Raw genomic sequence first — 25,269 nt, 5'->3', positions numbered from 1 at the left:
AAGGTGGCGAAAGCTCCAAAACGCGCATTTGTCTGTAATGAATGTGGTGCGGATTATCCGCGCTGGCAGGGGCAGTGCAGCGCCTGTCATGCATGGAATACCATCACCGAAGTGCGCATCGCCGCCTCGCCAACCGTTGCGCGTAACGAACGCCTGTCCGGCTATGCGGGCAGCGCGGGCGTCAGCAAGGTGCAGAAGCTCTCTGACATCAGTCTGGAAGAGCTGCCGCGTTTCTCCACCGGTTTTAAAGAGTTTGACCGCGTGCTGGGCGGCGGCGTGGTGCCGGGCAGCGCCATTCTGATAGGTGGTAACCCTGGTGCGGGTAAGTCGACTCTGCTGCTGCAAACCCTGTGCAAACTCAGCGAACAGATGAAAACGCTGTACGTCACCGGTGAAGAGTCCTTGCAGCAGGTCGCCATGCGCGCCCATCGTCTGGGCCTGCCGACCGCTAACCTGAACATGCTCTCAGAAACCGGCATTGAGCAGATCTGCATGATTGCCGAAGAAGAAGCGCCGAAGCTGATGGTTATCGACTCCATCCAGGTCATGCACATGGCGGACGTGCAGTCCTCACCCGGCAGCGTGGCGCAGGTGCGTGAGTCCGCCGCTTACCTGACCCGCTTTGCCAAGACACGCGGTGTGGCGATTATCATGGTCGGCCACGTCACCAAAGACGGCTCGCTTGCCGGGCCAAAGGTCCTTGAGCACTGTATCGACTGTTCGGTCATGCTGGACGGCGATGCGGATTCCCGCTTCCGCACCTTGCGCAGCCATAAAAACCGCTTCGGTGCGGTGAACGAACTGGGCGTGTTTGCGATGACGGAGCAAGGGCTCCGCGAAGTCAGCAACCCGTCCGCTATCTTCCTGAGCCGGGGCGATGAAATCACGCCGGGCAGCTCGGTGATGGTGGTCTGGGAAGGGACTCGCCCTCTGCTGGTAGAGATTCAGGCGCTGGTGGATCAATCCATGATGTCCAACCCTCGCCGCGTGGCGGTGGGGCTGGAGCAAAATCGCTTAGCCATTTTGCTCGCCGTACTGCACCGCCACGGCGGGTTGCAGATGGCGGATCAGGACGTATTCGTTAACGTCGTCGGCGGCGTGAAGGTCGCGGAAACCAGCGCGGATCTGGCCCTCCTGCTGGCGATGGTCTCCAGCCTGCGAAACAGGGCGCTTCCGCATGACTTAGTGGTCTTTGGCGAAGTGGGGCTGGCCGGCGAAATCCGTCCTGTACCTAGTGGCCAGGAGCGTATCTCCGAAGCGGCAAAGCATGGCTTCAAACGGGCCATCGTGCCGCAGGCTAACGTGCCGAAGAAATTGCCGGAAGGGATGCAGGTCTTTGGCGTGAAAAAACTCTCTGATGCGCTGTCGGTGTTTGACGACTTATAATTGATTATTAATCCTATTTTGCAGGAGCAGGGAGCATGTCGTCTTTCGAATACCTGAAGACCGCTATTCGTCAGCAGAGCGTTACGTTGCAGCAGGTGGCGGAAGCCTGTGACATGACCAAGGGCTATCTCAGCCAGCTGCTGAACGCCAAAATCAAAAGCCCGAGCGCCCAGAAGCTGGAAGCGTTACACCGTTTCCTGGGGCTGGAATTCCCGCGCCGGGACAAAACGGTCGGCGTGGTGTTTGGCAAATTTTATCCGCTGCATACCGGGCATATCTACCTTATCCAGCGCGCGGCAAGCCAGGTCGACGAGTTGCATATCATTATGGGCTACGACGAAACCCGCGACCGCTTGCTGTTTGAAGACAGCGCAATGTCCCAGCAGCCAACCACGGGCGACCGCCTGCGCTGGCTGCTGCAGACCTTCAAATACCAGAAAAATATCCGCATTCACTCGTTCAATGAAGAGGGGATGGAGCCGTATCCGCACGGCTGGGACGTTTGGAGCCGCGGTATCAAAGCGTTTATGGAAAGCAACGGCATCAATGCCGACCGCATCTACACCTCAGAGGAGAGCGATGCGCCGCGCTTCACCGAACACCTCGGCATTGAGTCGGTGCTTATCGATCCGCAGCGTACCTTCATGAACATCAGTGGTGGGCAGATCCGCGAAAACCCGTTCCGCTACTGGGAATACATCCCCACAGAAGTTAAGCCGTTCTTCGTGCGTACGGTGGCGGTGCTGGGCGGCGAGTCTAGCGGCAAGTCGTGGATGGTGAACAAGCTCGCCAACATCTTTAACACTACCAGCGCGTGGGAGTACGGGCGTGATTACGTCTTCTCCCATCTTGGCGGTGACGAGATGGCGTTGCAGTATTCAGACTACGACAAAATCGCCCTGGGCCATGCACAGTACATTGATTTTGCAATCAAATACGCTAATAAAGTTGCCTTTATCGATACCGACTTTGTCACCACGCAGGCGTTCTGTAAGAAATATGAAGGGCGTGAACATCCGTTCGTCCAGGCGCTGATCGACGAGTACCGTTTCGACCTGGTGATCCTGCTGGAAAACAATACGCCGTGGGTGGCGGACGGATTGCGCAGTCTGGGCAGCGACGCCGACAGAAAGTCGTTTCAGAACCTACTGGTCTCGATGCTGGAAGAGAACAACATCAGCTACGTACACGTAGAAGAGTCAGACTATGACTCGCGTTTCTTACGCTGCGTTGATCTGGTGAAGGAGATGCTGGGCGGGCAGGGGTAGCAGGCTGCGGTTAGGTTGTTTTGTAGGGTGGATAAGCGCTTAGCGCCATCCACCACCTTCGCAATACAGGCGGGTGACGCTGCGCCAACCCGCCCTACGAATACAAAACTTACTTAGTAATACGCTTGTACTTGATACGCTTAGGCTCCAGCGCATCCGCACCCAGGGTGCGTTTTTTGTACTCTTCGTATTCGGTAAAGTTGCCTTCGAAGAATTCAACTTTGCCTTCATCCTGGTAATCCAGAATGTGGGTGGCGATACGGTCAAGGAACCAACGGTCGTGGGAGATAACCATTGCGCAGCCCGGGAACTCCAGCAGGGCGTTTTCTAACGCGCGCAGGGTTTCGATATCCAGGTCGTTGGTTGGTTCATCAAGCAGCAGCATGTTGCCGCCAACCTGTAGCAGCTTCGCCAGGTGCAGACGACCGCGCTCACCGCCGGACAGTTCGCCCACGCGCTTGCCCTGGTCAACGCCTTTGAAGTTAAAGCGGCCCACGTAGGCGCGGCTTGGCATCTCGGTGTTGCCGATACGCATGATATCCTGGCCGCCGGAGACTTCTTCCCACACGGTTTTGCTGTTGTCCATGGAGTCACGGAACTGATCCACGGACGCGAGCTTCACGGTTTCGCCCAGCTCGATGGTGCCGCTGTCAGGCTGTTCCTGACCGGACATCATGCGGAACAGGGTAGATTTACCCGCGCCGTTCGGACCGATGATACCCACAATCGCACCTTTCGGTACGGAGAAGGAGAGGTCTTCGATCAGCAGTCGGTCACCGTAGGATTTACGCAGGTTGGTAACCTCAACGACCTTATCGCCCAGACGTGCGCCCGGTGGAATAAACAGTTCGTTGGTTTCGTTACGTTTCTGGTATTCGGTGCTGTTAAGTTCCTCAAAGCGAGCCAGACGCGCCTTGCCTTTCGACTGACGGCCCTTAGCGCCCTGACGTACCCACTCAAGCTCTTTCTCAATGGATTTACGGCGGGCCGCTTCCGTCGATGCTTCCTGAGCCAGACGCTGGTCTTTCTGCTCAAGCCAGGAGGAGTAGTTGCCTTCCCACGGAATACCTTCGCCGCGGTCCAGCTCCAGGATCCAGCCTGCTACGTTGTCCAGGAAGTAACGGTCGTGGGTGATGGCCACAACGGTACCTTCGAAGTCGTGCAGGAAGCGCTCCAGCCACGCCACGGATTCCGCATCCAGGTGGTTGGTTGGTTCGTCGAGCAGCAGCATGTCTGGTTTTTCGAGAAGAAGACGGCACAGCGCCACGCGGCGGCGTTCACCACCGGACAGGTTGGCGATTTTCGCATCCCAGTCAGGCAGACGCAGGGCGTCGGCGGCGCGCTCAAGCTGCACGTTCAGGTTGTGGCCGTCGTGCGCCTGAATAATCTCTTCAAACTTGCCCTGTTGGGCGGCAAGCTTATCGAAGTCAGCATCCGGTTCGGCATATTTTGCGTACACCTCATCCAGACCTTTCAATGCGTTAACCACTTCGGCAACGGCTTCTTCAACGGACTCGCGGACCGTGTGTTCCAGGTTGAGCTGCGGTTCCTGAGGCAGATAGCCAATTTTCAGGCCTGGCTGCGGGCGGGCTTCACCTTCGATGTCGGTGTCAATGCCGGCCATGATGCGCAGCAGAGTAGATTTACCCGCACCGTTAAGACCCAGTACGCCGATCTTGGCGCCAGGGAAGAAACTGAGCGAGATATTTTTAAGAATATGGCGTTTCGGCGGAACAACTTTGCCGACACGATGCATGGTATAAACGAATTGAGCCACTGTGCGACTTCGCCTCTTTTTCGTGATGTAAGATGATGCGTTTCAAAGGCGAAGTGTAGCCGTTTTCAGCTGTTAATCCCAGCAGGGCGCAAGGGTAGTGTTAAGCCTGACGGGCAAAATGCAGTTAATCGTAAAATATCGGCTTCCGGCGTGGCGTATCCTGTGCCCCCTGGTTAGCATGAACATATCGCGGCGGCATGATGCTGCCAGCAAACTAACGAGGAGAACTTGTGGGTAAGACCAGACAAGTCGTATGGCGTATGTTAGCAGCAGGCGTTTGCCTGGCGACATTAGCCGGTGTCGCGCGGGCTGAAACGCTTGACGAACAGCGTAGCCGCTACGCGCAAATCAAACAGGCGTGGGACAACAAGCAGATGGACGTGGTGCAACAAATGATGCCCGCCCTGCGCGATTATCCGCTTTATCCTTATCTCGAGTATCGTTTGATCACCGATGATTTAAAAAATGAGCCAGCGGTAGCCGTCAGCCAGTTCATCCAGGCCAATCCAACCTTGCCGCCAGCGCGCTCGCTGAAATCCCGCTTTGTTAACGAGCTGGCGCGTCGTGAAGACTGGCGCGGCCTGCTGGCGTTTAGCCCGGAGCCGCCGGGCACCACAGAATCAAAATGTAACTACTACTACGCGAAATGGAATACCGGCCAGGCGGATGCCGCATGGGTCGGAGCAAAAGAGCTGTGGTTAAGCGGGAGGAATTTACCTGCCAGCTGCGACCGTCTGTTCTCGGCCTGGCGCTCGTCCGGCACCCAGGATCCGCTTGCTTATCTGGAGCGCATTCGTCTGGCGATGAAAGAGGGCAATACCTCGCTGGTCACCAGCCTGGCGAACCAGATGCCTGCGGACTATCAGACGATTTCAAGCTCGCTGATCGCCCTGCAAAGGGATCCCAACACGGTGCTGACTTTCGCCCGCACCGTTGGCGCGACAAACTTTACCCGTCAGGCTGCCGCAGTGGCCTTCACGCGCGTTGCTCGCCAGGATGTGGAAAACGCCCGCCTGATGATCCCGTCGCTGGTCCAGGCTCAGCAGCTCAACGACGAGCAGGCGCAGGAGCTGAAAGAGACGGTAGCCTGGCGCCTGATGGGCAACGACATTACTTCTGAACAGGCCAGCTGGCGCGACGATGTGATCATGCGTTCCCAGTCCACTACGCTGGTTGAGCGGCGCGTGCGTATCGCGTTGGGCGCAGGGGATCGCGCCGGGTTAAACACCTGGCTTGCACGTCTGCCAATGGATGCGAAAGAGAAAGATGAGTGGCGCTACTGGCAGGCAGATTTACTGCTGGAGCGTGGCCGCGAAGCCGAAGCAAAAGAGATTCTTCACTCCCTGATGCAGCAGCGCGGGTTCTATCCGATGATTGCTGCTCAGCGTCTTGGTGAAGAGTACCCTCTGCGTGTAGACAAATCCGTAGCGGTCAATCAGGCGCTGGTGCAAGGGCCTGAAATGGCACGTGTTCGTGAACTGATGTACTGGAACCTGGATAACACCGCACGTAACGAGTGGGCAAACCTGGTCAGGAGCCGCAGCAAATCAGAGCAGGAAGGGCTGGCTCGTTACGCGTTCGATCAGGACTGGTGGGATCTCAGCGTACAGGCAACCATTGCCGGCAAGCTGTGGAATCATCTCGAAGAGCGTTTCCCGCTGGCTTATAAAGACACTTTCGCCCGCTATGTGAGCGGCAAAGATATCTCGCAAAGCTACGCGATGGCCATTGCTCGCCAGGAGAGCGCCTGGAACCCGAAAGTACGCTCGCCAGTGGGGGCCAGCGGCCTGATGCAAATTATGCCGGGTACGGCCACCCATACGGTGAAGATGTTCAACATTCCTGGTTACGTCAACAGCGGACAGCTGCTGGATCCAGAGACTAATATCAATATCGGCACCAGCTATTTGCAGTACGTCTATCAGCAGTTTGAGAACAACCGTATTTTTGCCTCCGCTGCGTATAACGCCGGCCCTGGACGCGTCAGAACCTGGCTTGGCAACAGCGCCGGACGTATCGATGCGGTAGCTTTCGTTGAGAGCATTCCGTTCTCGGAAACGCGCGGATATGTGAAGAACGTGCTGGCATATGATGCGTACTATAAGCATTTCATGGGTAAATCAGCACCGTTGCTCACGGATGCAGAGTGGCAGCGTCGTTATTGATTTGCGGGAGATTATGTTATGCTGCTGTACTAGTTAAATAGTATGGTGGCCTGACATGACCCAGCTCTCTCAGTACTCGGCAGAACAGGCCGAGCAAAGTAATCAGGAGTGGCTCCGCTTTGTGGACTTGCTGCAAAGTTCGTTTGATAAGCAGCTTCACCTGCCGCTGCTGGCGCTGTTCCTGACGCCTGATGAGCGTACCGCGCTGGGAACCCGCGTGAGAATTATTGAAGAGTTGCTGCGTGGAGAGATGAGCCAGCGCGAGCTGAAAAACGAGCTGGGCGCTGGCATTGCGACTATTACCCGCGGTTCAAATAGCCTGAAATCCGCGCCCCCTGAGTTAACTAAATGGCTGGAGCAGGCGCTGCTTCAGGCGCGATAAATGGCGTTATGAAACGGGCTTAAGGCCAGGACTACCGCCTGGTAATAAACGCTGCTACGCGTGAGCTTGCCGGCGGTAAATATGCCAATGGCTCCCTCTTTACGGCCTATCTGGTCGATCCCCGTGTATTCGGACATCACCGGCCCCAACGCTTCCCCTGCATCTATCTTCTCCAGAATAACGTCCGGAAGCGGCAACGTTGCAGACCGGGCTTCGCCACGCTGATTCTGGTTTTCAATGACCACCCAGCTGAAGGTGCTGCCTTCGTCGATCCCCGCCTCAATCGCCACCCAGAAATCGGCCTCCTGGCGAACCTGGCGGGAATTCATGATGCGCTGACGTGCGCCAGTTCGCGTTTCAATGTTTCCGAGCGGCTGTTCCGGCACACCGCTATCGACGACAACGGATTCAATATGGCAGGATCCTTCACCAAAGATTTCGTGAAAAGCCTGCAGAATCGCCTGAATTTTGGAAGGATTGGTTGTAGCGCACACGACATGGTACATAATCACTGAAACTCATTAGCATTTTTGATGCCGCAGTATAACGGATAAAACGCATGTTACAGGTATACCTTGTTCGCCATGGTGAAACGCAGTGGAATGCAGAACGCCGCATTCAGGGGCAGTCAGACAGCGCGCTGACTGCAAAAGGGGAGCGTCAGGCCTGGCAGGTGGCTGAGCGAGTGAAAGCCCTCGGTATTACTCATGTCATCGCCAGCGATCTTGGCCGTACGCGTCGTACCGCTGAGATCATTGCTGAAGTCTGCGGATGCGATGTCTCGCTGGATGCGCGTCTGCGTGAGCTGGATATGGGCGTGCTTGAACGCCGGCCTCTGGACACCTTAAGCGAGGAAGAAGAGAGCTGGCGTCGTCTGCTGGTCAACGGCACGCCGGACGGGCGTATCCCGGAAGGGGAGTCGATGCTGGAGATGAGCGAGCGAATGCATGAGGCGCTGAATGCCTGTCGCGAACTCCCTGCGGGCAGCCGTCCTCTGTTGGTGAGTCATGGGATGGCGTTGGGCTGTCTGGTGAGCACGATTCTGGGCTTACCAGCCTGGGCTGAGCGTCGCCTGCGGCTGCGCAACTGTTCTATCTCGCGGGTCGATCACCAGGAAAGTCCGTGGCTTGCGCCTGGCTGGGTGGTGGAAACCGCAGGGGACATCTCGCATCTGGACGCCCCTGCGTTAGACGAACTGCAGCGTTAACGACGCACCGGGATCAGGTACTCGCAGCGAATTTGCATTGGCCTGTCCTGCGCCCGAGCTTCATCCTGCGGGAAGAATCGTTCAATATCCTGACCCTTACGACGGGTCAGGTTCAATGATGGCATGCAGGTTCCGTAGATGGTCAGGATAAAGTCCTGTAGTCCGGTGCCAGGCCCTTCATAGTCAAACTGAACGTATTCGCCGCCTTCCAGCGTCACCGGATGCGAATCCGGCAGGAAGCCGTTGGCCATCTCCGGCGTCAGCGCGGTGGTGTAAAACACCTCCTGCTCATCGTCTTTTTCAATGCTTGGGCGCGGCTCATGTAAACCATACAGCACGCGTGGCAGCGTCGGTGCATTGCCCAGGAACTGAGTCCAGAACTGAATGCGCATTTCGTTTCGGAAATCTGAAATTTGTTCCAGGGTGCAGCTGTAGCTCTGCGTGACGCCGACGAGATGCGTTTCTGGCAGAGTCACAAACGTCGCCTGTGGTGGCGTAAACTCACCTAAACGCAGCGGTGGGCGCATACCAAATGCACTCCAGTCCGGCGCGCGGCGATATAACGCTGGCGTCTGAGCAAATTGCTTCTTAAAAGCGCGCGTAAAGGTTTGCTGAGAGTCAAAACGGTATTGCAGTGCAATATCGAGAATAGGGCGTGCGGTAAGACGTAAAGCCACGGCAGATTTAGACAAACGACGAGCGCGGATATAAGCGCCGATGGCGTGTCCCGTGACTTCTTTGAACATCCTTTGTAGATGCCACTTGGAATAGCCTGCCTTTGCCGCAACATTGTCTAAAGCAAGGGGTTGATCCAAATGGCTTTCCAGCCAGGTAAGCAGATCGCGAATGATCCCAGCCTGATCCATATAATTTCCTCATCCTGCCCAGCTAATGCTGTAATTATGGTCGGATAATAGCACTTTTTGCTCCTGAGACATTCAGAGTTTTTTTTGACAAGTTGTGCCAAAATGAACGCCGTCACGATGGAAATTTGTTAATAATGTGATATTAAACGATTTTTTTCCTCGGGGCTGAATAGTCAATCAGAGCAACCTTCATTAATGGTAACAATATGAAATATAAAGTTTTAGCCGTAGCAGCTGCTTTGTTGATGCTTTCTCAGGGCGTTATGGCCGAGCAAATCGGTTCAGTGGATACCGTGTTCAAAATATTCGGCCCGGACCACAAGATCGTCGTTGAAGCTTTTGACGATCCTGATGTTAAAAATGTCACCTGCTATATCAGCCGCGCCAAGACCGGCGGCATTAAAGGCGGCCTGGGTCTGGCTGAAGATACTTCCGATGCGGCCATTTCCTGCCAGCAGGTTGGTCCGGTAGAGCTGAGCGACAAAATCAAACAGGGCAAAAAAGACGGTGAGGTGGTGTTCCAGAAACGCACCTCATTGGTTTTCAAAAAGCTTCAGGTGGTTCGTTTCTACGATGAGAAGCGTAACACCCTGGCCTATCTGGCCTATTCAGACAAAGTTGTCGACGGTTCGCCGAAAAACGCATTGAGCGCCGTACCGATCATCCCCTGGAAATAAAAGATGAGCCAGGGCACCATCTGGTTGGTTGAAGATGAGAGCAGTATCGCCGATACGCTCATCTACACCCTTGAGCAGGAAGGTTTCAGCGTTCGGAGTTTCGATCGCGGCCTGCCTGTGCTGGAGGCGGTAAAACTCTCACGCCCCGATCTGGCGATTCTGGATGTAGGACTGCCGGATATAAACGGCTTTGAGCTTTGCAGACGCCTGATTGCAGAGCATCCGCAGCTGCCGCTGCTGTTTCTGACGGCGCGTAGTGAAGAGGTGGACAGGCTGATCGGCCTGGAAATCGGTGCGGATGATTACATCGCCAAACCGTTTTCTCCGCGTGAAGTCTGCGCCAGGGTCCGCACCGTGCTGCGCCGTCTGCAAAAACAACAGCAGAACCAGACCGGTGACGTGCTGCGCGTCGGCCAGTTCGAACTGAACGAAATGGCGGCGCAGGTGAGCTGGTGCCAGCAGCCTTTGCCGCTGACGCGCTACGAATATCTGCTGCTGAAAACGCTTCTGCTCTCCCCCGGCAGAGTATTTTCGCGCCAGCAGCTTATGGAGTTGGTGTGGAGCAACGCCGAAGAGAGCATCGACAGAACCGTTGATACCCATATTAAAACCCTGCGCGCCAAGCTACGCGCGATAAACCCCGAACTCTCACCCATCAATACGCTGCGCGGTTTAGGCTACAGTCTGGGAGCCGGTTAATGCGTATAGGCCTGCGCCTGCTGCTGGGCTATTTCCTGATTGTGGCAATTGCCGCCTGGTTTGTGCTGTCGATTTTCCTCCAGGAAGTGAAACCAGGGGTGAGGCGGGCCACCGAAGGAACGTTAATTGACACCGCCACGTTACTGGCCGAATTTGCTCAGGCCGATATGAAAGCCGGTAACCCTGAACACGGGCAGCTGGCGCAGGCTTTTTCCCGCCTGAATCAGCAGCCTTTCAAAGCCAATATCAGCGGTATCACCAAAAGCAGAAACGAGTACCGGGTCTACCTGACGGATGCTAAAGGCATCGTTTTATTCGACTCCAGCGGGGTTGCTGTCGGGCAGGACTATTCGCGCTGGAACGATGTCTGGCTGACGCTGCAGGGAAAATACGGCGCGCGCAGCTCACCGCAGGATGCCAGCAACCCTGAAAGCACCGTCATGTACGTCGCGGCCCCTGTCCGTGACGGCACCACGCTGCTTGGCGTGCTCAGCGTAGGCAAACCGAACAGCGCGATGGAGCCGGTTATCCGCCGCAGCGAACGCCGTATTCTGTGGGCCGGCGTGGCGCTGTTGGGGATTGCGTTGCTGATTGGCCTTGGGGTTGTGTTGTGGATTAACCGTTCAATCGGCGGCCTGGTGCGCTATGCGGACTCCGTTACCGATGAGCATCCTTTGCCGCTGCCGAAACCCGGCAGCGGCGAACTTCGCAAGCTGGCGCTGGCTCTGGAAAGTATGCGGCTTAAACTTGAAGGGAAAAGTTATATCGAAAAGTACGTGCATGCCCTGACGCATGAGCTAAAAAGCCCGCTGGCAGCCATCCGCGGTGCGGCAGAAATTCTGCGTGAGGGGCCGCCACCGGCCATCGTAGAAAAATTCTCTGCCAATATTCTCCAGCAAAATCTCCGCATGCAGCGGCTGGTGGATAATCTGCTGCAGCAGGCCAGACTTGAAAGCCGCGCCGAAATTGTGCCGCAGACAGTTGATACCGCTCTGCTGTTTAGAACGCTCTGTGAGCAGCGTGAGGCGATCGTCAGCACTAAGCAGGTCTCTTTGCACGTTATTACCGATGTCGTCTTTGTACGGGGCGATGCAGCGCTGCTGGAGCAGGCCGTTGGCAACCTGCTTGATAATGCGCTGGATTTCACCCCTGCCGGAGGAGAAATAACGCTATCGGCAAAGCAGGCTGGCGGACAAACGATTATTACGGTGGCGGATAACGGCAGCGGGATCCCGGATTATGCACAGGATCGCGTTTTTGAACGCTTCTATTCGCTCCCGCGCAGCAACGGGCAGAAGAGCAGCGGGCTGGGGCTGGCGTTTGCTCAGGAAGTGGCTCGCCTGCATCGCGGAACTCTCACGCTTGATAATCGCCCGCAAGGCGGAGCGCAGGCCCGCCTGACGCTGCCGGAAAAATAATTCATCCACTTCACCGTCCCTTCACACAACTTCATTTATCCCCCACATACGCCGGCTAACCTCGCCATATCAAAAAATGGAGGGGACTATGTTGAAATCTACGCTGTTCTGGAAAGTCATGACGCTGGTGGGCTGTATGCTGCTGCTGTTAATCCCGCTGAGCATGCTCAGCTCGCTGATTGCCGAACGCAGCAGCTATCGGGACGATGTTGAGCAGTCTCTGCGCCAGAGCACCAGCGGGCCGCAAATGCTGGTTGGCCCGCTGATAGCTATCCCGGTGACGGAACTGACAACCGTGCTGGAAGATAAAAAAGAGGTCAAAAAAGAGCGCCGCTTCATCCGTTATTATCTGCCGGAGAATCTGGTCGTGTCGGGAAAGCAGGCCGTTGAACCACGCCGCATTGGGATTTATGAAGGACAGATCTGGCGGACCGATCTGACGTTCAGCGCCACGTTTAACCGTGAGATGCTGGAGGGCAACAATGAAGGCGTGGAAACGCATACGGGTACGCCTTACGTTGTGCTGTCGGTGGGCGACTCCCGCGGCATCGGTAAAGTCGGTGAACTTGAAATTAATGGCAAAGCCTTTCCGCTTGAGCCAGGCGGTAACCTGCGGGGGCTTGAACAAGGGCTGCACGCCGAAGTTCCCCCGACGCTGCTCGATAGCGACAAGCTTAACCTGCGCTTTACGCTCGGGCTGATGGGGACGAAACAGCTCGCTGTCGTGCCGCTTGGGCGCAATAGCCAGTTTGGGTTAACCAGCAACTGGCCTCATCCGAACTTCGTCGGGGATTTCCTGCCGCAGGAGCGTGCGCTTACGCCGAAAGGATTTACCGCCGGCTGGCAGAGCACCTGGTTTGCCAACAACCTGAACCTGAGCTTTGCAGAGGGAAGCCGGATCGTGGTGGAGCAGCTTCCCGCATTCAGCGTGACGGTCGCTAATCCCGTCGATCAATATCAGCTCACTGACCGGGCCGTAAAATACGCCGTCCTGCTGATTGGCCTGACGTTTATGAGCTTCTTCCTGCTGGAAACGCTGACCGGGCTGCGGGTTCACCCGATGCAGTATCTGCTGGTGGGGCTGTCGCTGGTCATGTTCTATCTTGTGCTGCTGGCGCTCTCCGAACATATCGGTTTCAACGCGGCATGGCTGCTGGCAAGCCTGGTCTGCGCGGGAATCAACGGTTTCTATCTTAAGGCGGTGCTGAACGGCTGGAAGATTAGCCTGATGTTTACGGCGGGGTTGCTGACGCTGGAAGCGATTCTCTGGCAGCTGTTACAGTCCGAAGACAGCGCTTTGCTGCTGGGCACGGGAATTCTGTTGGCGGCGCTGTCGGCTATTATGCTGCTTACCCGCGGCGTTGACTGGTACAGCGTTAGCAGGAAATCTATTGAAAAGGCCACGGCAGCGACGGAGGATGCGGACCGCTTCAGGCTGTGGAAATAGTGCTAAAAAGAGAAAAGAAAAAGGGCGGATAATCCGCCCTTTCGCATGAAAAAACCGCTGTAAACCGGAAGTTATTCCTGCAGATCGCCGCAGAAACGGTAACCTTCACCGTGGATGGTAGCGATGATTTCTGGGGTGTCCGGCGTGGATTCGAAATGTTTACGAATGCGGCGGATGGTCACGTCAACGGTACGATCGTGCGGCTTCAGCTCGCGGCCGGTCATTTTCTTCAGCAGCTCTGCGCGGGACTGAATCTTGCCCGGATTTTCGCAGAAGTGCAGCATGGCGCGGAATTCACTGCGCGGCAGCTTATACTGTTCACCGTTCGGGCTGACCAGAGAACGGCTGTTAATATCCAGCTCCCAGCCGTTGAACTTGTAGCTTTCAACAGAGCGGCGTTCTTCGCTGATCGCACCCAGGTTCATGGTACGGGACAGCAGGTTGCGCGCACGAATGGTCAATTCACGCGGGTTGAACGGCTTGGTGATGTAATCATCAGCGCCAATTTCAAGCCCGAGGATCTTGTCCACTTCGTTGTCGCGGCCAGTCAGGAACATCAGCGCCACGTTAGCCTGCTCGCGCAGTTCACGTGCCAGCAGCAGGCCATTTTTGCCCGGCAGGTTGATGTCCATAATGACCAGGTTAATGTCATTGTCTGACAGGATTTGATGCATCTCTGCGCCATCAGTCGCTTCAAAGACATCGTAGCCTTCAGCTTCGAAAATGCTTTTTAACGTGTTGCGTGTTACTAACTCGTCTTCGACGATAAGAATGTGCGGGGTCTGCATGTTTGCTACCTAAATTGCCAACTAAATCGAAACAGGAAGTACAAAAGTCCCTGACCTGCCACATGTCATAAATTAACATGTCGGGCTAACATGACTAAAGTACGTAATTGCGTTCTTGATGCACTTTCCATCAACGTCAACAACATCATTAGCTTGGTCGTGGGTGCATTCCCTCTGGACCCGACGGTGTCAAAAACGGCTGCTATCCTAACCATTTTAACAGCAACATAACAGGCACGACCGCTTTAGACATCTGATAAAACTACGCTTCGTTGACATATATCAATTCCAATTGTAGCACGTTAACAGTTTGATGAAATCATCGTAGCGAATTGTTAGCGCTCGTCACAATTTTTTAATAATCAATGTAGTTACGTGAAATTTTCTATGAAATTACACCATCCAATTTACTTATGATATTTACCCTGATTTTAGTGATAATAAACAGTAACATATCAATATGGTGAATGACTTTTCAGCCGTTGGTTAGCTGAATACATATGCAAATCATTTATGTTTTTATAACTTATATTTCCAACGTGTATGTTGCAATAAAGTAAATTTGTGACGCGCATTATCATTTTTTAGCACCGGTTACACTCGTAATCGGATTTTTTAAGAGAGTAATCATGCAATTTCCTGTCATTCTGGTCTCTCCCGCCAGGGACGAAAACATCGGTGCCGCCGCCCGCGCCATGAAAACTATGGGGTTTTCTGAGCTTCGTATCGTGGCAAGTGATGCTTATTTGAAACCGGAGGCGCGATGGGTTGCCCATGGCTCCGGGGATATCCTTGATAATGTTCAACATTTTTCAACGCTGGCCGATGCGCTTCACGATGTAAATTTCACTATCGCCACGACCGCACGTAGCCGAGCCAAATTCCATTATTACGCCACTCCCCAGGAACTGGTGCCAATGCTGGAAGAGAAACGTCAATGGGTAGGGAAGGCAGCACTGGTCTTTGGGCGTGAGGATTCCGGTTTGACCAACGAAGAGCTGGAGCTGGCGGATGTGCTCACCGGTGTGCCCATGGTGGCAGATTATCCTTCGTTGAACCTGGGGCAGGCGGTGATGGTGTATTGCTACCAGCTGTCCTCATTAATGCAACTGCCCGTCGTGGAAGAACATAAAGCAGATGCTCAACAATTGAGCGCCTTACGTCAGAGAGTCTCCGCTTTGACGACCCGCCTGAACGTTGAGGATGACCAAAAAATGGCCGACTGGCTGCAGCAGCGATTAGGCCGGTTGGCCCAACGAGATACCGCAATGTTGCACCGTTTGCTGCATGACATAGAAATAAATCTTCCAGTTAAAAATGCTGCTGATAAGTGATGTGGTAGTCAAATGGCCAGGTTTTTACCCGGTGTTACTGGTGTAATGACGCACTCCTGGCGATTAAATCAGAGAGTGGTGAGATAGTAACTTTAGGTGACAAACTTAAAAAATAATTGACTTCACCTGACGGATACTTTAACCAATATAGGTAAATCAGATTAAGAGCACACAACATCCATGATCCGCATCAGCCCGATGACCACAATTATTACAACCACCATTACCACAGGTAACGGTGCGGGCTGACGCATAAAGGAAAAACGAAAAAAGCCCGCACCTGAACAGTGCGGGCTTTTTTTTCGACTAAAAATCAAAGGGTAATATCTTATGCGAGTGTTGAAATTCGGCGGTACATCGGTGGCAAATGCGGAGCGTTTTCTTCGCGTTGCCGATATCCTGGAAAGTAATGCCAAACAGGGGCAGGTGGCGACGGTACTGTCTGCCCCGGCAAAAATTACTAACCACCTGGTGGCGATGATTGAAAAAACCATCGGCGGCCAGGACGCACTGCCGAATATCAGCGATGCGGAGCGCATTTTCAGCGAGCTGCTCAATGGGCTCGCCGAAGCGCAGCCGGATTTCCCGCTGGCAAAACTCAAAGCTTTCGTCGAGCAGGAGTTCGCCCAGCTCAAGCATGTTCTGCACGGCATCAGCCTGCTGGGGCAATGCCCGGACAGCATCAACGTGGCGATCATCTGCCGGGGCGAAAAGCTCTCAATCGCCATCATGGCGGGGCTGCTGGAGGCTCGCGGCCATAAAGTGACCGTGATCGATCCCGTTGAAAAACTCCTCGCCGTTGGGCATTACCTCGAATCCACCGTTGATATCACTGAATCCACCCGCCGCATTGCCGCCAGCCGCATTCCCGCTGACCATATGGTGCTCATGGCTGGCTTCACCGCCGGTAACGACAGGGGCGAACTGGTCGTGCTGGGCCGTAACGGCTCGGATTACTCTGCCGCGGTGCTGGCCGCCTGCCTGCGGGCAGACTGTTGTGAAATCTGGACCGACGTCGATGGGGTCTATACCTGCGACCCGCGCCAGGTGCCCGACGCCAGGCTGCTGAAGTCAATGTCGTATCAGGAAGCCATGGAGCTATCCTACTTCGGCGCTAAAGTTCTTCACCCCCGCACGATTACCCCCATCGCCCAGTTCCAAATCCCTTGCCTCATCAAAAATACCGGTAACCCGCAGGCGCCAGGCACCCTGATTGGTGCAGAAGGCGACGAAGACGGCCTGCCGGTGAAGGGCATCACCAACCTTAACAATATGGCGATGTTTAACGTTTCCGGCCCCGGCATGAAAGGGATGGTAGGCATGGCGGCTCGCGTGTTTGCCGCCATGTCCGGAGCGGGGATCTCCGTTGTGCTGATCACCCAGTCCTCTTCTGAATACAGCATCAGCTTCTGCGTGCCGCAGGGCGACTGCCATCGTGCCCGTCGTGCGATGGAAGAAGAGTTCTACCTTGAGCTGAAAGAAGGCCTGCTGGAGCCGCTGGCCATCATGGAGCATCTGGCCATTATCTCCGTAGTTGGCGACGGCATGCGCACTCTGCGGGGGATTTCCGCTAAATTCTTCGCGGCGCTGGCTCGCGCAAATATCAATATCGTGGCCATTGCTCAAGGCTCGTCCGAGCGCTCAATCTCCGTTGTTGTCAGCAATGATGACGCCGTGACCGGCGTGCGCGTGACTCACCAGATGCTGTTCAATACCGACCAGGTTATTGAGCTGTTCCTGATTGGCGTGGGTGGTGTGGGGGCGGCATTGCTCGAGCAGGTTAAGCGTCAGCAGACCTGGCTTAAGCAAAAGCACATCGACCTGCGCGTATGCGGCGTGGCGAACTCGAAAGCGCTACTGACTAACGTTCACGGGCTGGACCTGGAGAACTGGCAGGCGGAGCTGGCGGAAGCCAAAGAGCCCTTTAATCTGGGCCGCCTGATTCGCCTGGCAAAAGAGTACCATCTTCTCAACCCGGTCATCGTCGACTGTACTTCCAGCCAGGCGGTTGCCGATCAGTATGCTGACTTCCTGGGCGAAGGTTTCCACGTGGTGACGCCAAACAAAAAGGCGAACACCTCCACCATGAATTACTACCATCAGATGCGCAACGCGGCGGCGAAATCCCGTCGTAAATTCCTCTACGACACCAACGTGGGCGCGGGCCTGCCGGTTATCGAAAACCTGCAAAACCTGCTCAACGCGGGGGATGAACTGCAGCGCTTCTCGGGTATTTTGTCCGGCTCGCTGTCGTTTATCTTCGGCAAGCTGGATGAAGGCGTGAGTCTGTCAGAAGCAACCCGGGTCGCTCGCGAGTTGGGTTATACCGAACCCGATCCGCGCGACGATCTTTCCGGCATGGACGTGGCGCGCAAGCTGCTGATTTTGGCTCGTGAAACGGGCCGAAATCTTGAGCTTTCGGACATCATCATCGAACCGCTGCTGCCGGAATCCTTTGATGCAACGGGCGATGTGGAATCTTTCATGGCCCGCCTGCCGCAGCTGGATGATGAATTTGCGGCCCGCGTCGCGAAAGCGCGTGACGAGGGCAAAGTGCTGCGCCTGGTCGGTGCCATCGAAGAAGACGGCAGCTGCAAAGTTAAAATTGACGCCGTGGACGGTAACGATCCACTGTATAAAGTGAAAAACGGCGAGAACGCCCTGGCCTTCTACAGCCACTATTATCAGCCGCTGCCCCTTGTGCTGCGCGGCTACGGCGCGGGCAACGACGTCACTGCTGCCGGTGTCTTTGCGGACCTGCTTCGCACCCTGTCATGGAAGTTAGGAGTTTAAGATGGTTAAAGTATTTGCACCGGCTTCCAGCGCCAACATGAGCGTCGGCTTTGACGTGCTCGGGGCCGCCGTCACGCCCGTTGATGGCTCGCTGTTAGGGGATTACGTTACGGTCGAAGCGGCAGACTCGTTCAGCCTGAACAACGTCGGGCGGTTTGCCAGCAAGCTGCCGGCCGAACCGCGTGAGAACATCGTTTATCAGTGCTGGGAGCGCTTCTGCCAGGAGATTGGCAAAAACGTTCCCGTGGCGATGACGCTGGAAAAAAGCATGCCGATTGGCTCGGGGCTGGGATCCAGCGCCTGTTCGGTGGTGGCAGGCTTAGTGGCGATGAACGAGTTCTGCGGCAGGCCGCTGAACGAAACTAAGATGCTCACGCTGATGGGCGAGCTGGAAGGGCGCATTTCCGGCAGCGTGCATTATGACAATGTGGCACCGTGCTACCTTGGCGGCATGCAGCTGATGATCGAAGAAAACGGCATTATCAGCCAGTCGGTACCGGGCTTTGACGAATGGCTTTGGGTGCTGGCCTATCCGGGCATCAAGGTGTCGACAGCCGAAGCGCGCGCCATTCTTCCTGCTCAGTATCGTCGTCAGGACTGTATCAGCCACGGTCGTCATCTGGCGGGCTTCATTCACGCCTGTCATACCCGTCAGCCGCTGCTGGCGGCAAAGCTGATGCGTGACGTCATTGCCGAACCTTACCGCGCAAAACTGCTGCCCCGCTTTAACGAAGCGCGTCAGGCGGTGGCCGATATCGGCGCGCTGGCAAGCGGCATCTCGGGCTCCGGCCCAACCCTATTTGCGCTGTGTGATAACACCGATACCGCACAGCGAGTGGCCGACTGGTTAGGCCAACACTATTTGCAGAACCAGGAAGGTTTTGTACATATCTGCCGTCTGGATACGGCTGGCGCACGAGTTTTGGGATAACGCATGAAACTGTATAACCTTAAAGATCATAACGAACAGGTCAACTTTGCCCAGGCAATTACCCAGGGCCTTGGCAAACAGCAGGGGCTCTTTTTCCCGCACGATCTGCCAGAATTTGAACTGACCGAAATCGACGAAATGCTGAAGATGGATTTCGTCTCCCGCAGCAGCAAGATCCTCTCCGCTTTTATCGGCGATGAAATTCCGCCGGAGCTTCTGGAAGAGCGCGTGCGTGCAGCGTTTGCCTTCCCTGCGCCGGTGAAAAGCGTCGAGCCGGATATTGGCTGCCTTGAGCTGTTCCACGGCCCTACGCTTGCGTTTAAGGATTTCGGCGGGCGCTTTATGGCGCAGATGCTGACCCACATCAGCGGCGACAAGCCTGTCACTATTCTGACCGCGACCTCCGGTGATACCGGTGCCGCAGTAGCCCACGCCTTCTACGGCCTGAAGAATGTTCGCGTGGTGATCCTCTACCCGCGCGGCAAAATCAGTCCGCTACAGGAAAAGCTGTTCTGTACCCTGGGCGGCAACATTGAAACCGTGGCAATTGACGGCGATTTCGATGCTTGTCAGGCGCTGGTTAAGCAGGCCTTCGACGATGAAGAGCTGAAGGTGGCGCTGGGGCTTAATTCCGCCAACTCCATTAACATCAGCCGTCTGCTGGCGCAAATTTGCTACTACTTTGAAGCCGTCGCGCAGCTGCCGCAGGAAGCCCGCAACCAGCTGGTGGTCTCCGTACCTAGCGGTAACTTCGGCGATCTTACTGCTGGCCTGCTGGCAAAATCTCTTGGCCTACCGATCAAGCGCTTTATTGCCGCAACCAACGCCAATGATACCGTTCCGCGCTTCCTGGCCGACGGGAAATGGACGCCGAAAACCACCGTTGCCACGCTTTCTAACGCGATGGACGTTAGCCAGCCGAACAACTGGCCGCGCGTTGAAGAGCTGTTCCGCCGCAAAATCTGGCGTCTGACGGATCTGGGTTATGCCGCGGTCACCGATGAAACCACTAAGACGACCATGCACGAGCTGAAAGCCGTAGGCTATGTCTCTGAACCCCACGCAGCAATCGCCTACCGTGCGCTGCGCGATCAGCTGCAGCCTGGCGAATATGGCCTGTTCCTGGGGACGGCACATCCGGCGAAGTTCAAAGAGAGCGTGGAAGAGATCCTTGGTGAGCCGCTGGCGCTGCCGGAAGAGCTGGCCTCCCGTGCCGACCTGCCGCTGCTGTCGCACAACCTGCCTGCGGACTTCGCCGCTCTGCGTAAGCTGATGATGGCAAAGGCTTAACGACATACTGGTGAATGGCGCTGGCGCTTATCCACCCTGCGATTTCGGCCACCCGAGAGGGTGGCTTTTTTACATCTGAAATATGGAGAAAATGCGCAGGGAAAGTGGAGGGAAAACGGAGGAATTCCCATAAAATGCGGGCACTTAGATATTAGGATTGCACAGTATTATCACTTGATGTCGTTCGTCATAAGCTCACTCCAACAGCCCATATCGGGACAAAAAGAAGTAAGGAGTGACTTATGTTGAAATCTATCGTTCTGGCGTTATCGATTCTGGTGGTGACTCCTCTGGCCGTACAGGCTTCCGAAATCACGTTGGTACCGGCAGTGAAGCTGCAAATTGGTGACCAGGACAATCGTGGGAACTACTGGGATGGCGGCCAGTGGCGCGATCATGGCTGGTGGGGTAATCACTACGAGTGGCATGATAACCACTGGCGTCCACACGGTCGTCCGGACCATCATGATGATCATCACGATAACCATCATCAACATCATGACAACGGCAACCATTACGGCCAATACAAGCATCACTGATTCGTAGGCCGGATGAGCTTTGCGTCATCCGGCATTGCCAGTCTACATGACAAGGGAATTTAGTGGATGACGCTGACGCTTATCCACCCTGGAAACCCGTTACTGTTCGTGGCGTTTAAATACCAGCTCGTTTTTCGTTGAGGCCGCTTCATCAAAAACGTAGCCGTCCGTATTAAACGCTTTCAGCTGCTCAGGCTTCGTAAGGCGGTTTTCAATGATGTAGCGGCTCATTAAACCGCGCGCTTTCTTGGCGTAGAAGCTGATCACTTTAAACTTGCCGTTTTTCTCATCGAGGAAGACGGGTTTGATGATTTCCGCATTCAGCTTCTTCGGCTTAACCGATCTGAAGTATTCATCAGATGCCAGGTTAATCAGAACGTTATCTCCCTGGGCTACCAGCGTCTGATTCAGCTTTTCAGTAATCGTCTCACCCCAGAAATGATACAGGTCTTTGCCCTTCGGGTTCTCGAGACGAATCCCCATCTCCAGGCGGTACGGCTGCATCAGATCCAGCGGGCGCAGTACGCCGTACAGGCCGGACAACATACGCAAATGCTGTTGGGCAAAATCAAACTCTGCGTCGCTAAACTTTTCCGCCTGCAGGCCGGCGTAGACATCGCCTTTGAAGGCCAGAATGGCCTGACGGGCGTTGCGCGGAGTGAACTCCGGATGCCATTCGTGGAAGCGGGTCTCATTAAGCGACGCCAGCTTATCGCTGATACTCATCAACGAGGCGATTTGCGGTGCGCTGAGCCTGCGCGCAATACCAATGAGCTGCTGGGAATGCTCCAGCAGCTCCGGTTGAGTATAGCGATCCGTTGGCAGATCGCTTTGATAATCAAGAGTTTTAGCAGGTGAAATGACGATTAGCATGGTTGATCCTTACAGGTCTTTGCGGGGTACTGTAGCAAATTTCCTGAAAGTATCCGCCAATGGTTGCGATTAACCGCCGCTTTGCTTTTCTTTCAGGTTGTCCCACACGCCCGGCTCAAGCTGGCTTTTGATTTCCGGGAAACGGTTAGGGTCGAAAGTCGGTGTGAAACCAAGCCGCTGCTGGCGCATATAGTCTGCGGTTAACTCTTTGACCACCGGAGAAAGAAGCAAGATGGCGCTGAGATTGGTCATTGCCATAAACGCCATTGCCACATCGGCGAGCTGCCAGACCAAAGGCAAAGGAGAAAGGGTGCCCAACATCACCATTATCAGCCCCAGACAGCGAAGGAGAACCAGAGAGAAGGCACTATTTTTCTTCAAAAACAGCAGGTTGTTTTCTGCATAAGCATAATTGGCAACGATGGAAGTAAAACCAAACAGGAAGACGATAAAAGCAATAAATGCCATCGCCCAGTTACCTGTCATGCCGCTTAACGCCATTTGCACAAGGGGAATACCGTCCACGCTGCTCGCCGTGGTGTCCAGCATGCCGGAAACCAGCACGATAGCCGCTGTCGCGGTGCAGATAACGATCGTATCGAAAAAGACACCGAACATTTGAACCAGGCCTTGAGAGGCAGGGTGAGGCGGCCAGGCCGAAGCGGTTGCCGCGGCATTAGGCGTCGATCCCATACCCGCTTCGTTGGAAAACATACCGCGTTGGAAGCCAGTGGTGATGGCCTGGCTTATTGTGAATGCCAGCGTGCCGGAGGCCGCTTCGCGCCAGCCAAAGGCACTTTTAAACACCAGGATAAGGATATCCGGTATGCGATCGAAGTGCAGTATCACGACGTACAGGGCCATCAGCACCCAAATCAGTCCCATAAAAGGGACCAGGTACTGTGACAGTTTTGCCGTACCGCGCATGCCTCCCCAAATAACGCCACCGGTCAGGACGACCAGCAGAATGCCGACCCACTCTCTCGGCACGTTAAAGGCGAAGTGGGCCGCATTCGCGATAGCATTCGCCTGCACGGCGTTAAATATCAGGCCAAAGGCAACCATCAGAAAGATCGAGAACATGACCCCCATCCAGCGCATGCCCAGCCCACGTTCCATGTACCACGCCGGGCCACCGCGAAAGTGTCCTTCACTGTCGCGGGTTTTATAAAGCTGTGCCAGGGAGCATTCGGCATAGGAAGTTGCCATGCCAATAAGAGCGATGACCCACATCCAGAATATCGCGCCAGGCCCGCCAATGGTCAGCGCTAAAGCGACCCCCGACAGATTGCCGCTGCCGACGCGTGCAGCAAGGCTGGTGAACAGAGCCTGCATTGGCGAAATGCCTGATTTATCCGTGTTTTTTCCAGGGGCAAGTAGGGCGCGGAACTGGGTAAAATAACGAAACTGGACGAAACCGCAGCGGACGGTGAACCAGATACCTGCGCCGATGAGCAGGTAAATCAGTACCGACCCCCAGAGTATCTCGTTGATAAAATGTAGAAAACCGATCATTAACGTCCCTCTTGTCAATGTGTTACGAAAGTGGCCGGGAAGCGATCTCGACCCGTAGTCCATTACATCGCAGGCAAATATTATAGCGAGTTTATCATATTTATCTTTGCTTCCAGGTGGTCGATTGTCACGGTTGCACCTGTGTTGCGTCGTGATATCATCGGGTAAGACCGGTTACATCTCCCTAACAAGCTACACCTGACGAGAAACACTATCATGACGGATAAATTGACCTCCCTGCGTCAGCTGACCACAGTGGTTGCTGACACCGGGGATATCGCGGCAATGAAGCTGTACCAGCCGCAGGATGCTACGACTAACCCTTCTCTGATCCTCAATGCAGCGCAGATCCCTGAATACCGTAAACTGATTGATGATGCGGTGGCATGGGCGCGTGAGCAGAGCAGCGATCGTGCTCAGCAGGTCGTGGACGCCACTGATAAACTGGCGGTAAACATTGGTCTGGAAATCCTCAAGCTGATCCCAGGTCGCATCTCCACTGAAGTTGACGCTCGCCTGTCTTACGACACCGAAGCCAGCATCGCGAAAGCAAAACGTCTGATTAAACTGTATAACGATGCGGGTATCAGTAACGAACGTATCCTTATCAAGCTGGCTTCTACCTGGCAGGGCATCCGTGCTGCCGAGCAGCTGGAAAAAGAAGGCATCAACTGTAACCTGACTCTGCTGTTCTCCTTCGCTCAGGCTCGTGCCTGTGCCGAAGCTGGCGTGTTCCTGATCTCTCCGTTTGTTGGCCGTATCCTCGACTGGTACAAAGCTAACACCGACAAGAAAGAGTACGCACCGCAGGAAGATCCGGGCGTGGTGTCTGTGGCTGAAATCTATCAGTACTATAAACAGCATGGCTACGAGACCGTAGTGATGGGCGCAAGCTTCCGTAACGTCGGCGAAATTCTTGAGCTGGCCGGCTGCGACCGTCTGACCATCGCACCAGCGCTGCTTAAAGAGCTGGCTGAAAGCGAAGGCGCGGTTGAACGCAAACTGAGCTACACCGGCGAAGTGAAAGCCCGTCCGGAACGCATCACTGAATCCCAGTTCCTGTGGCAGCACAACCAGGATCCAATGGCCGTTGATAAACTGGCTGACGGTATCCGTAAGTTTGCTGTAGACCAGGAAAAACTGGAAAAAATGATCGGCGACCTGCTGTAATCATTGGCGTGGCCGGGTATCCCGGTCACGCTTTTTAACGTTATCCCCTGTCTGCAAATCCCTCCGCCGTGTATCATTCCGCCCAAGTTTGCTGATTTCCCGGAATTGATATGAATACCTTACGCATTGGCTTAGTTTCCATCTCTGACCGCGCCTCCAGCGGTGTTTATCAGGACAAAGGCATTCCGTCGCTCGTTGAGTGGCTGGAACGGACTTTAACCACCCCTTTCCAGATTGAAACCTGCCTTATCCCTGACGAGCAGCCGATCATCGAACAAACGCTGTGCGAGCTGGTGGATGAAATGGCCTGCCACCTGGTGCTGACCACGGGTGGAACCGGCCCTTCCCGACGTGATGTCACGCCAGACGCAACGCTTGCCGTTGCCGATCGCCTGATGCCGGGCTTTGGCGAGCAGATGCGCCAGATAAGCCTGCACTATGTGCCAACGGCGATTCTTTCCCGCCAGGTTGGCGTCATCCGCAAGCAGGCGCTGATCCTCAACCTGCCGGGCCAGCCGAAGTCGATTCAGGAGACGCTGGAAGGGGTGAAAGACGAAAACGGTAAGGTTGTGGTGGCGGGTATCTTCGCAAGTGTACCGTATTGTGTACAGCTGCTGGATGGGCCTTATATCGAAACCGATGACCAGGTTGTAGCAGCATTTCGCCCTAAGAGCGCGCGTCGCGAGACAAAATCCTGAAGATAGACCGTTTGTGACATAAGATGCAGTGCCTGTGGAGTGTTGA

At 55.0% G+C, this 25,269-nt stretch carries 24 protein-coding genes and 1 other annotated feature; of the genes, 18 read left to right on the top strand and 6 right to left on the bottom strand.

Annotation, left to right across the window (positions count from 1 at the left end; genetic code table 11):
• Positions 1–3: 3 nt before the first annotated feature.
• Positions 4–1,386, top strand: coding sequence for a DNA repair protein RadA (radA, locus tag HYQ67_RS02930; protein WP_202301347.1), 1,383 nt, complete (start codon positions 4–6; stop codon positions 1,384–1,386).
• Between the two features lie 35 nt (positions 1,387–1,421).
• Positions 1,422–2,654: a multifunctional transcriptional regulator/nicotinamide-nucleotide adenylyltransferase/ribosylnicotinamide kinase NadR gene (gene nadR / locus HYQ67_RS02925; protein WP_202301346.1), complete on the top strand. Its 1,233-nt coding sequence runs from the start codon at positions 1,422–1,424 to the stop codon at positions 2,652–2,654.
• A 109-nt stretch (positions 2,655–2,763) separates the two neighbouring features.
• On the opposite strand, the gene ettA is transcribed toward nadR, so the two are convergent.
• Positions 2,764–4,431 (bottom strand): energy-dependent translational throttle protein EttA, encoded by a 1,668-nt coding sequence (ettA, locus tag HYQ67_RS02920; RefSeq protein ID WP_202301345.1) that lies wholly within the window; start codon positions 4,429–4,431, stop codon positions 2,764–2,766.
• 230 nt (positions 4,432–4,661) lie between these two features.
• On the opposite strand from ettA, the gene sltY reads away from it, so the two are divergent.
• Entirely contained in the window at positions 4,662–6,596 is a 1,935-nt protein-coding gene (sltY, locus tag HYQ67_RS02915; RefSeq protein ID WP_202301344.1) for a murein transglycosylase, read from the top strand.
• 55 nt (positions 6,597–6,651) lie between these two features.
• A complete protein-coding gene (gene trpR / locus HYQ67_RS02910; protein ID WP_202301343.1) occupies positions 6,652–6,978 on the top strand; it encodes a trp operon repressor in 327 nt (108 codons plus the stop codon).
• On the opposite strand, the gene yjjX is transcribed toward trpR, so the two are convergent.
• Positions 6,966–7,484, bottom strand: a complete 519-nt coding sequence (gene yjjX, locus HYQ67_RS02905; protein WP_202301516.1) for an inosine/xanthosine triphosphatase — start codon at positions 7,482–7,484, stop codon at positions 6,966–6,968. The two genes, trpR and yjjX, sit on opposite strands and share 13 nt — an antisense overlap.
• Before the next feature lie 53 nt (positions 7,485–7,537).
• Between yjjX and gpmB the strand changes: the two genes are divergently transcribed.
• A complete protein-coding gene (gene gpmB / locus HYQ67_RS02900; protein ID WP_202301342.1) occupies positions 7,538–8,185 on the top strand; it encodes a 2,3-diphosphoglycerate-dependent phosphoglycerate mutase GpmB in 648 nt (215 codons plus the stop codon).
• Here gpmB and robA read toward each other — a convergent pair.
• Positions 8,182–9,051: an MDR efflux pump AcrAB transcriptional activator RobA gene (gene robA / locus HYQ67_RS02895; protein ID WP_202301341.1), complete on the bottom strand. Its 870-nt coding sequence runs from the start codon at positions 9,049–9,051 to the stop codon at positions 8,182–8,184. The two genes, gpmB and robA, sit on opposite strands and share 4 nt — an antisense overlap.
• 206 nt (positions 9,052–9,257) lie before the next feature.
• Here robA and creA point away from each other — a divergent pair, with 206 nt between their 5' ends.
• The 4 genes from creA to creD all read left to right on the top strand — a co-directional run bounded on the left by creA (position 9,258) and on the right by creD (position 13,292).
• Positions 9,258–9,728: a protein CreA gene (gene creA, locus HYQ67_RS02890; protein ID WP_202301339.1), complete on the top strand. Its 471-nt coding sequence runs from the start codon at positions 9,258–9,260 to the stop codon at positions 9,726–9,728.
• Between the two features lie 3 nt (positions 9,729–9,731).
• Entirely contained in the window at positions 9,732–10,427 is a 696-nt protein-coding gene (gene creB, locus HYQ67_RS02885) for a two-component system response regulator CreB (RefSeq protein ID WP_202301337.1), read from the top strand.
• Positions 10,427–11,845 (top strand): two-component system sensor histidine kinase CreC, encoded by a 1,419-nt coding sequence (gene creC, locus HYQ67_RS02880; protein ID WP_202301335.1) that lies wholly within the window; start codon positions 10,427–10,429, stop codon positions 11,843–11,845. The genes creB and creC overlap by 1 nt, the downstream gene beginning before the upstream one ends.
• Before the next feature lie 88 nt (positions 11,846–11,933).
• Complete coding sequence (gene creD / locus HYQ67_RS02875) at positions 11,934–13,292, top strand: cell envelope integrity protein CreD (RefSeq protein ID WP_202301333.1); 1,359 nt, start codon at positions 11,934–11,936, stop codon at positions 13,290–13,292.
• A gap of 71 nt (positions 13,293–13,363) precedes the next feature.
• On the opposite strand, the gene arcA is transcribed toward creD, so the two are convergent.
• On the bottom strand, positions 13,364–14,080 hold the full coding sequence (gene arcA, locus HYQ67_RS02870) for a two-component system response regulator ArcA (RefSeq protein ID WP_034459438.1): 717 nt from the start codon (positions 14,078–14,080) through the stop codon (positions 13,364–13,366).
• 90 nt (positions 14,081–14,170) lie between these two features.
• On the opposite strand from arcA, the gene yjjY reads away from it, so the two are divergent.
• The 7 genes from yjjY to HYQ67_RS02835 all read left to right on the top strand — a co-directional run bounded on the left by yjjY (position 14,171) and on the right by HYQ67_RS02835 (position 20,967).
• Positions 14,171–14,311: a YjjY family protein gene (gene yjjY / locus HYQ67_RS02865; protein WP_202301331.1), complete on the top strand. Its 141-nt coding sequence runs from the start codon at positions 14,171–14,173 to the stop codon at positions 14,309–14,311.
• Positions 14,312–14,709: 398 nt separating this feature from the next.
• The gene (locus HYQ67_RS02860) at positions 14,710–15,414 is read left to right on the top strand and encodes a tRNA/rRNA methyltransferase (protein ID WP_202301329.1); all 705 of its coding nucleotides are present in this window, start codon (positions 14,710–14,712) and stop codon (positions 15,412–15,414) included.
• A gap of 180 nt (positions 15,415–15,594) precedes the next feature.
• Positions 15,595–15,663, top strand: a complete 69-nt coding sequence (gene thrL, locus HYQ67_RS02855) for a thr operon leader peptide (protein WP_072009468.1) — start codon at positions 15,595–15,597, stop codon at positions 15,661–15,663.
• Positions 15,602–15,718: a sequence feature (Thr leader region), on the top strand. It overlaps the preceding gene by 62 nt.
• A 26-nt stretch (positions 15,719–15,744) precedes the next feature.
• Complete coding sequence (gene thrA, locus HYQ67_RS02850; protein ID WP_202301327.1) at positions 15,745–18,207, top strand: bifunctional aspartate kinase/homoserine dehydrogenase I; 2,463 nt, start codon at positions 15,745–15,747, stop codon at positions 18,205–18,207.
• 1 nt (position 18,208) lies between these two features.
• The gene (gene thrB, locus HYQ67_RS02845) at positions 18,209–19,138 is read left to right on the top strand and encodes a homoserine kinase (RefSeq protein ID WP_202301325.1); all 930 of its coding nucleotides are present in this window, start codon (positions 18,209–18,211) and stop codon (positions 19,136–19,138) included.
• 3 nt (positions 19,139–19,141) lie between these two features.
• A complete protein-coding gene (gene thrC / locus HYQ67_RS02840) occupies positions 19,142–20,428 on the top strand; it encodes a threonine synthase (protein ID WP_202301323.1) in 1,287 nt (428 codons plus the stop codon).
• A gap of 242 nt (positions 20,429–20,670) precedes the next feature.
• Positions 20,671–20,967, top strand: a complete 297-nt coding sequence (locus HYQ67_RS02835) for a DUF2502 domain-containing protein (RefSeq protein ID WP_202301321.1) — start codon at positions 20,671–20,673, stop codon at positions 20,965–20,967.
• A 99-nt stretch (positions 20,968–21,066) separates the two neighbouring features.
• On the opposite strand, the gene yaaA is transcribed toward HYQ67_RS02835, so the two are convergent.
• Complete coding sequence (gene yaaA, locus HYQ67_RS02830) at positions 21,067–21,840, bottom strand: peroxide stress protein YaaA (RefSeq protein WP_202301319.1); 774 nt, start codon at positions 21,838–21,840, stop codon at positions 21,067–21,069.
• A 69-nt stretch (positions 21,841–21,909) separates the two neighbouring features.
• Entirely contained in the window at positions 21,910–23,355 is a 1,446-nt protein-coding gene (locus HYQ67_RS02825) for an alanine/glycine:cation symporter family protein (RefSeq protein ID WP_202301318.1), read from the bottom strand.
• Between the two features lie 216 nt (positions 23,356–23,571).
• On the opposite strand from HYQ67_RS02825, the gene tal reads away from it, so the two are divergent.
• Positions 23,572–24,525 carry a transaldolase gene (gene tal / locus HYQ67_RS02820; RefSeq protein WP_202301317.1) on the top strand — a complete coding sequence of 318 codons (954 nt, stop codon included), beginning with the start codon at positions 23,572–23,574 and terminating at the stop codon, positions 24,523–24,525.
• Between the two features lie 110 nt (positions 24,526–24,635).
• Positions 24,636–25,223, top strand: a complete 588-nt coding sequence (mog, locus tag HYQ67_RS02815; RefSeq protein ID WP_202301316.1) for a molybdopterin adenylyltransferase — start codon at positions 24,636–24,638, stop codon at positions 25,221–25,223.
• Positions 25,224–25,269 lie beyond the last annotated feature (46 nt).

This window comes from Dryocola clanedunensis subsp. sulfonylureivorans, assembly GCF_016756775.1.
Taxonomy (GTDB): Bacteria; Pseudomonadota; Gammaproteobacteria; order Enterobacterales; family Enterobacteriaceae; genus Dryocola; species Dryocola clanedunensis.
This window is presented reverse-complemented; position numbering and strand designations above follow the sequence as displayed.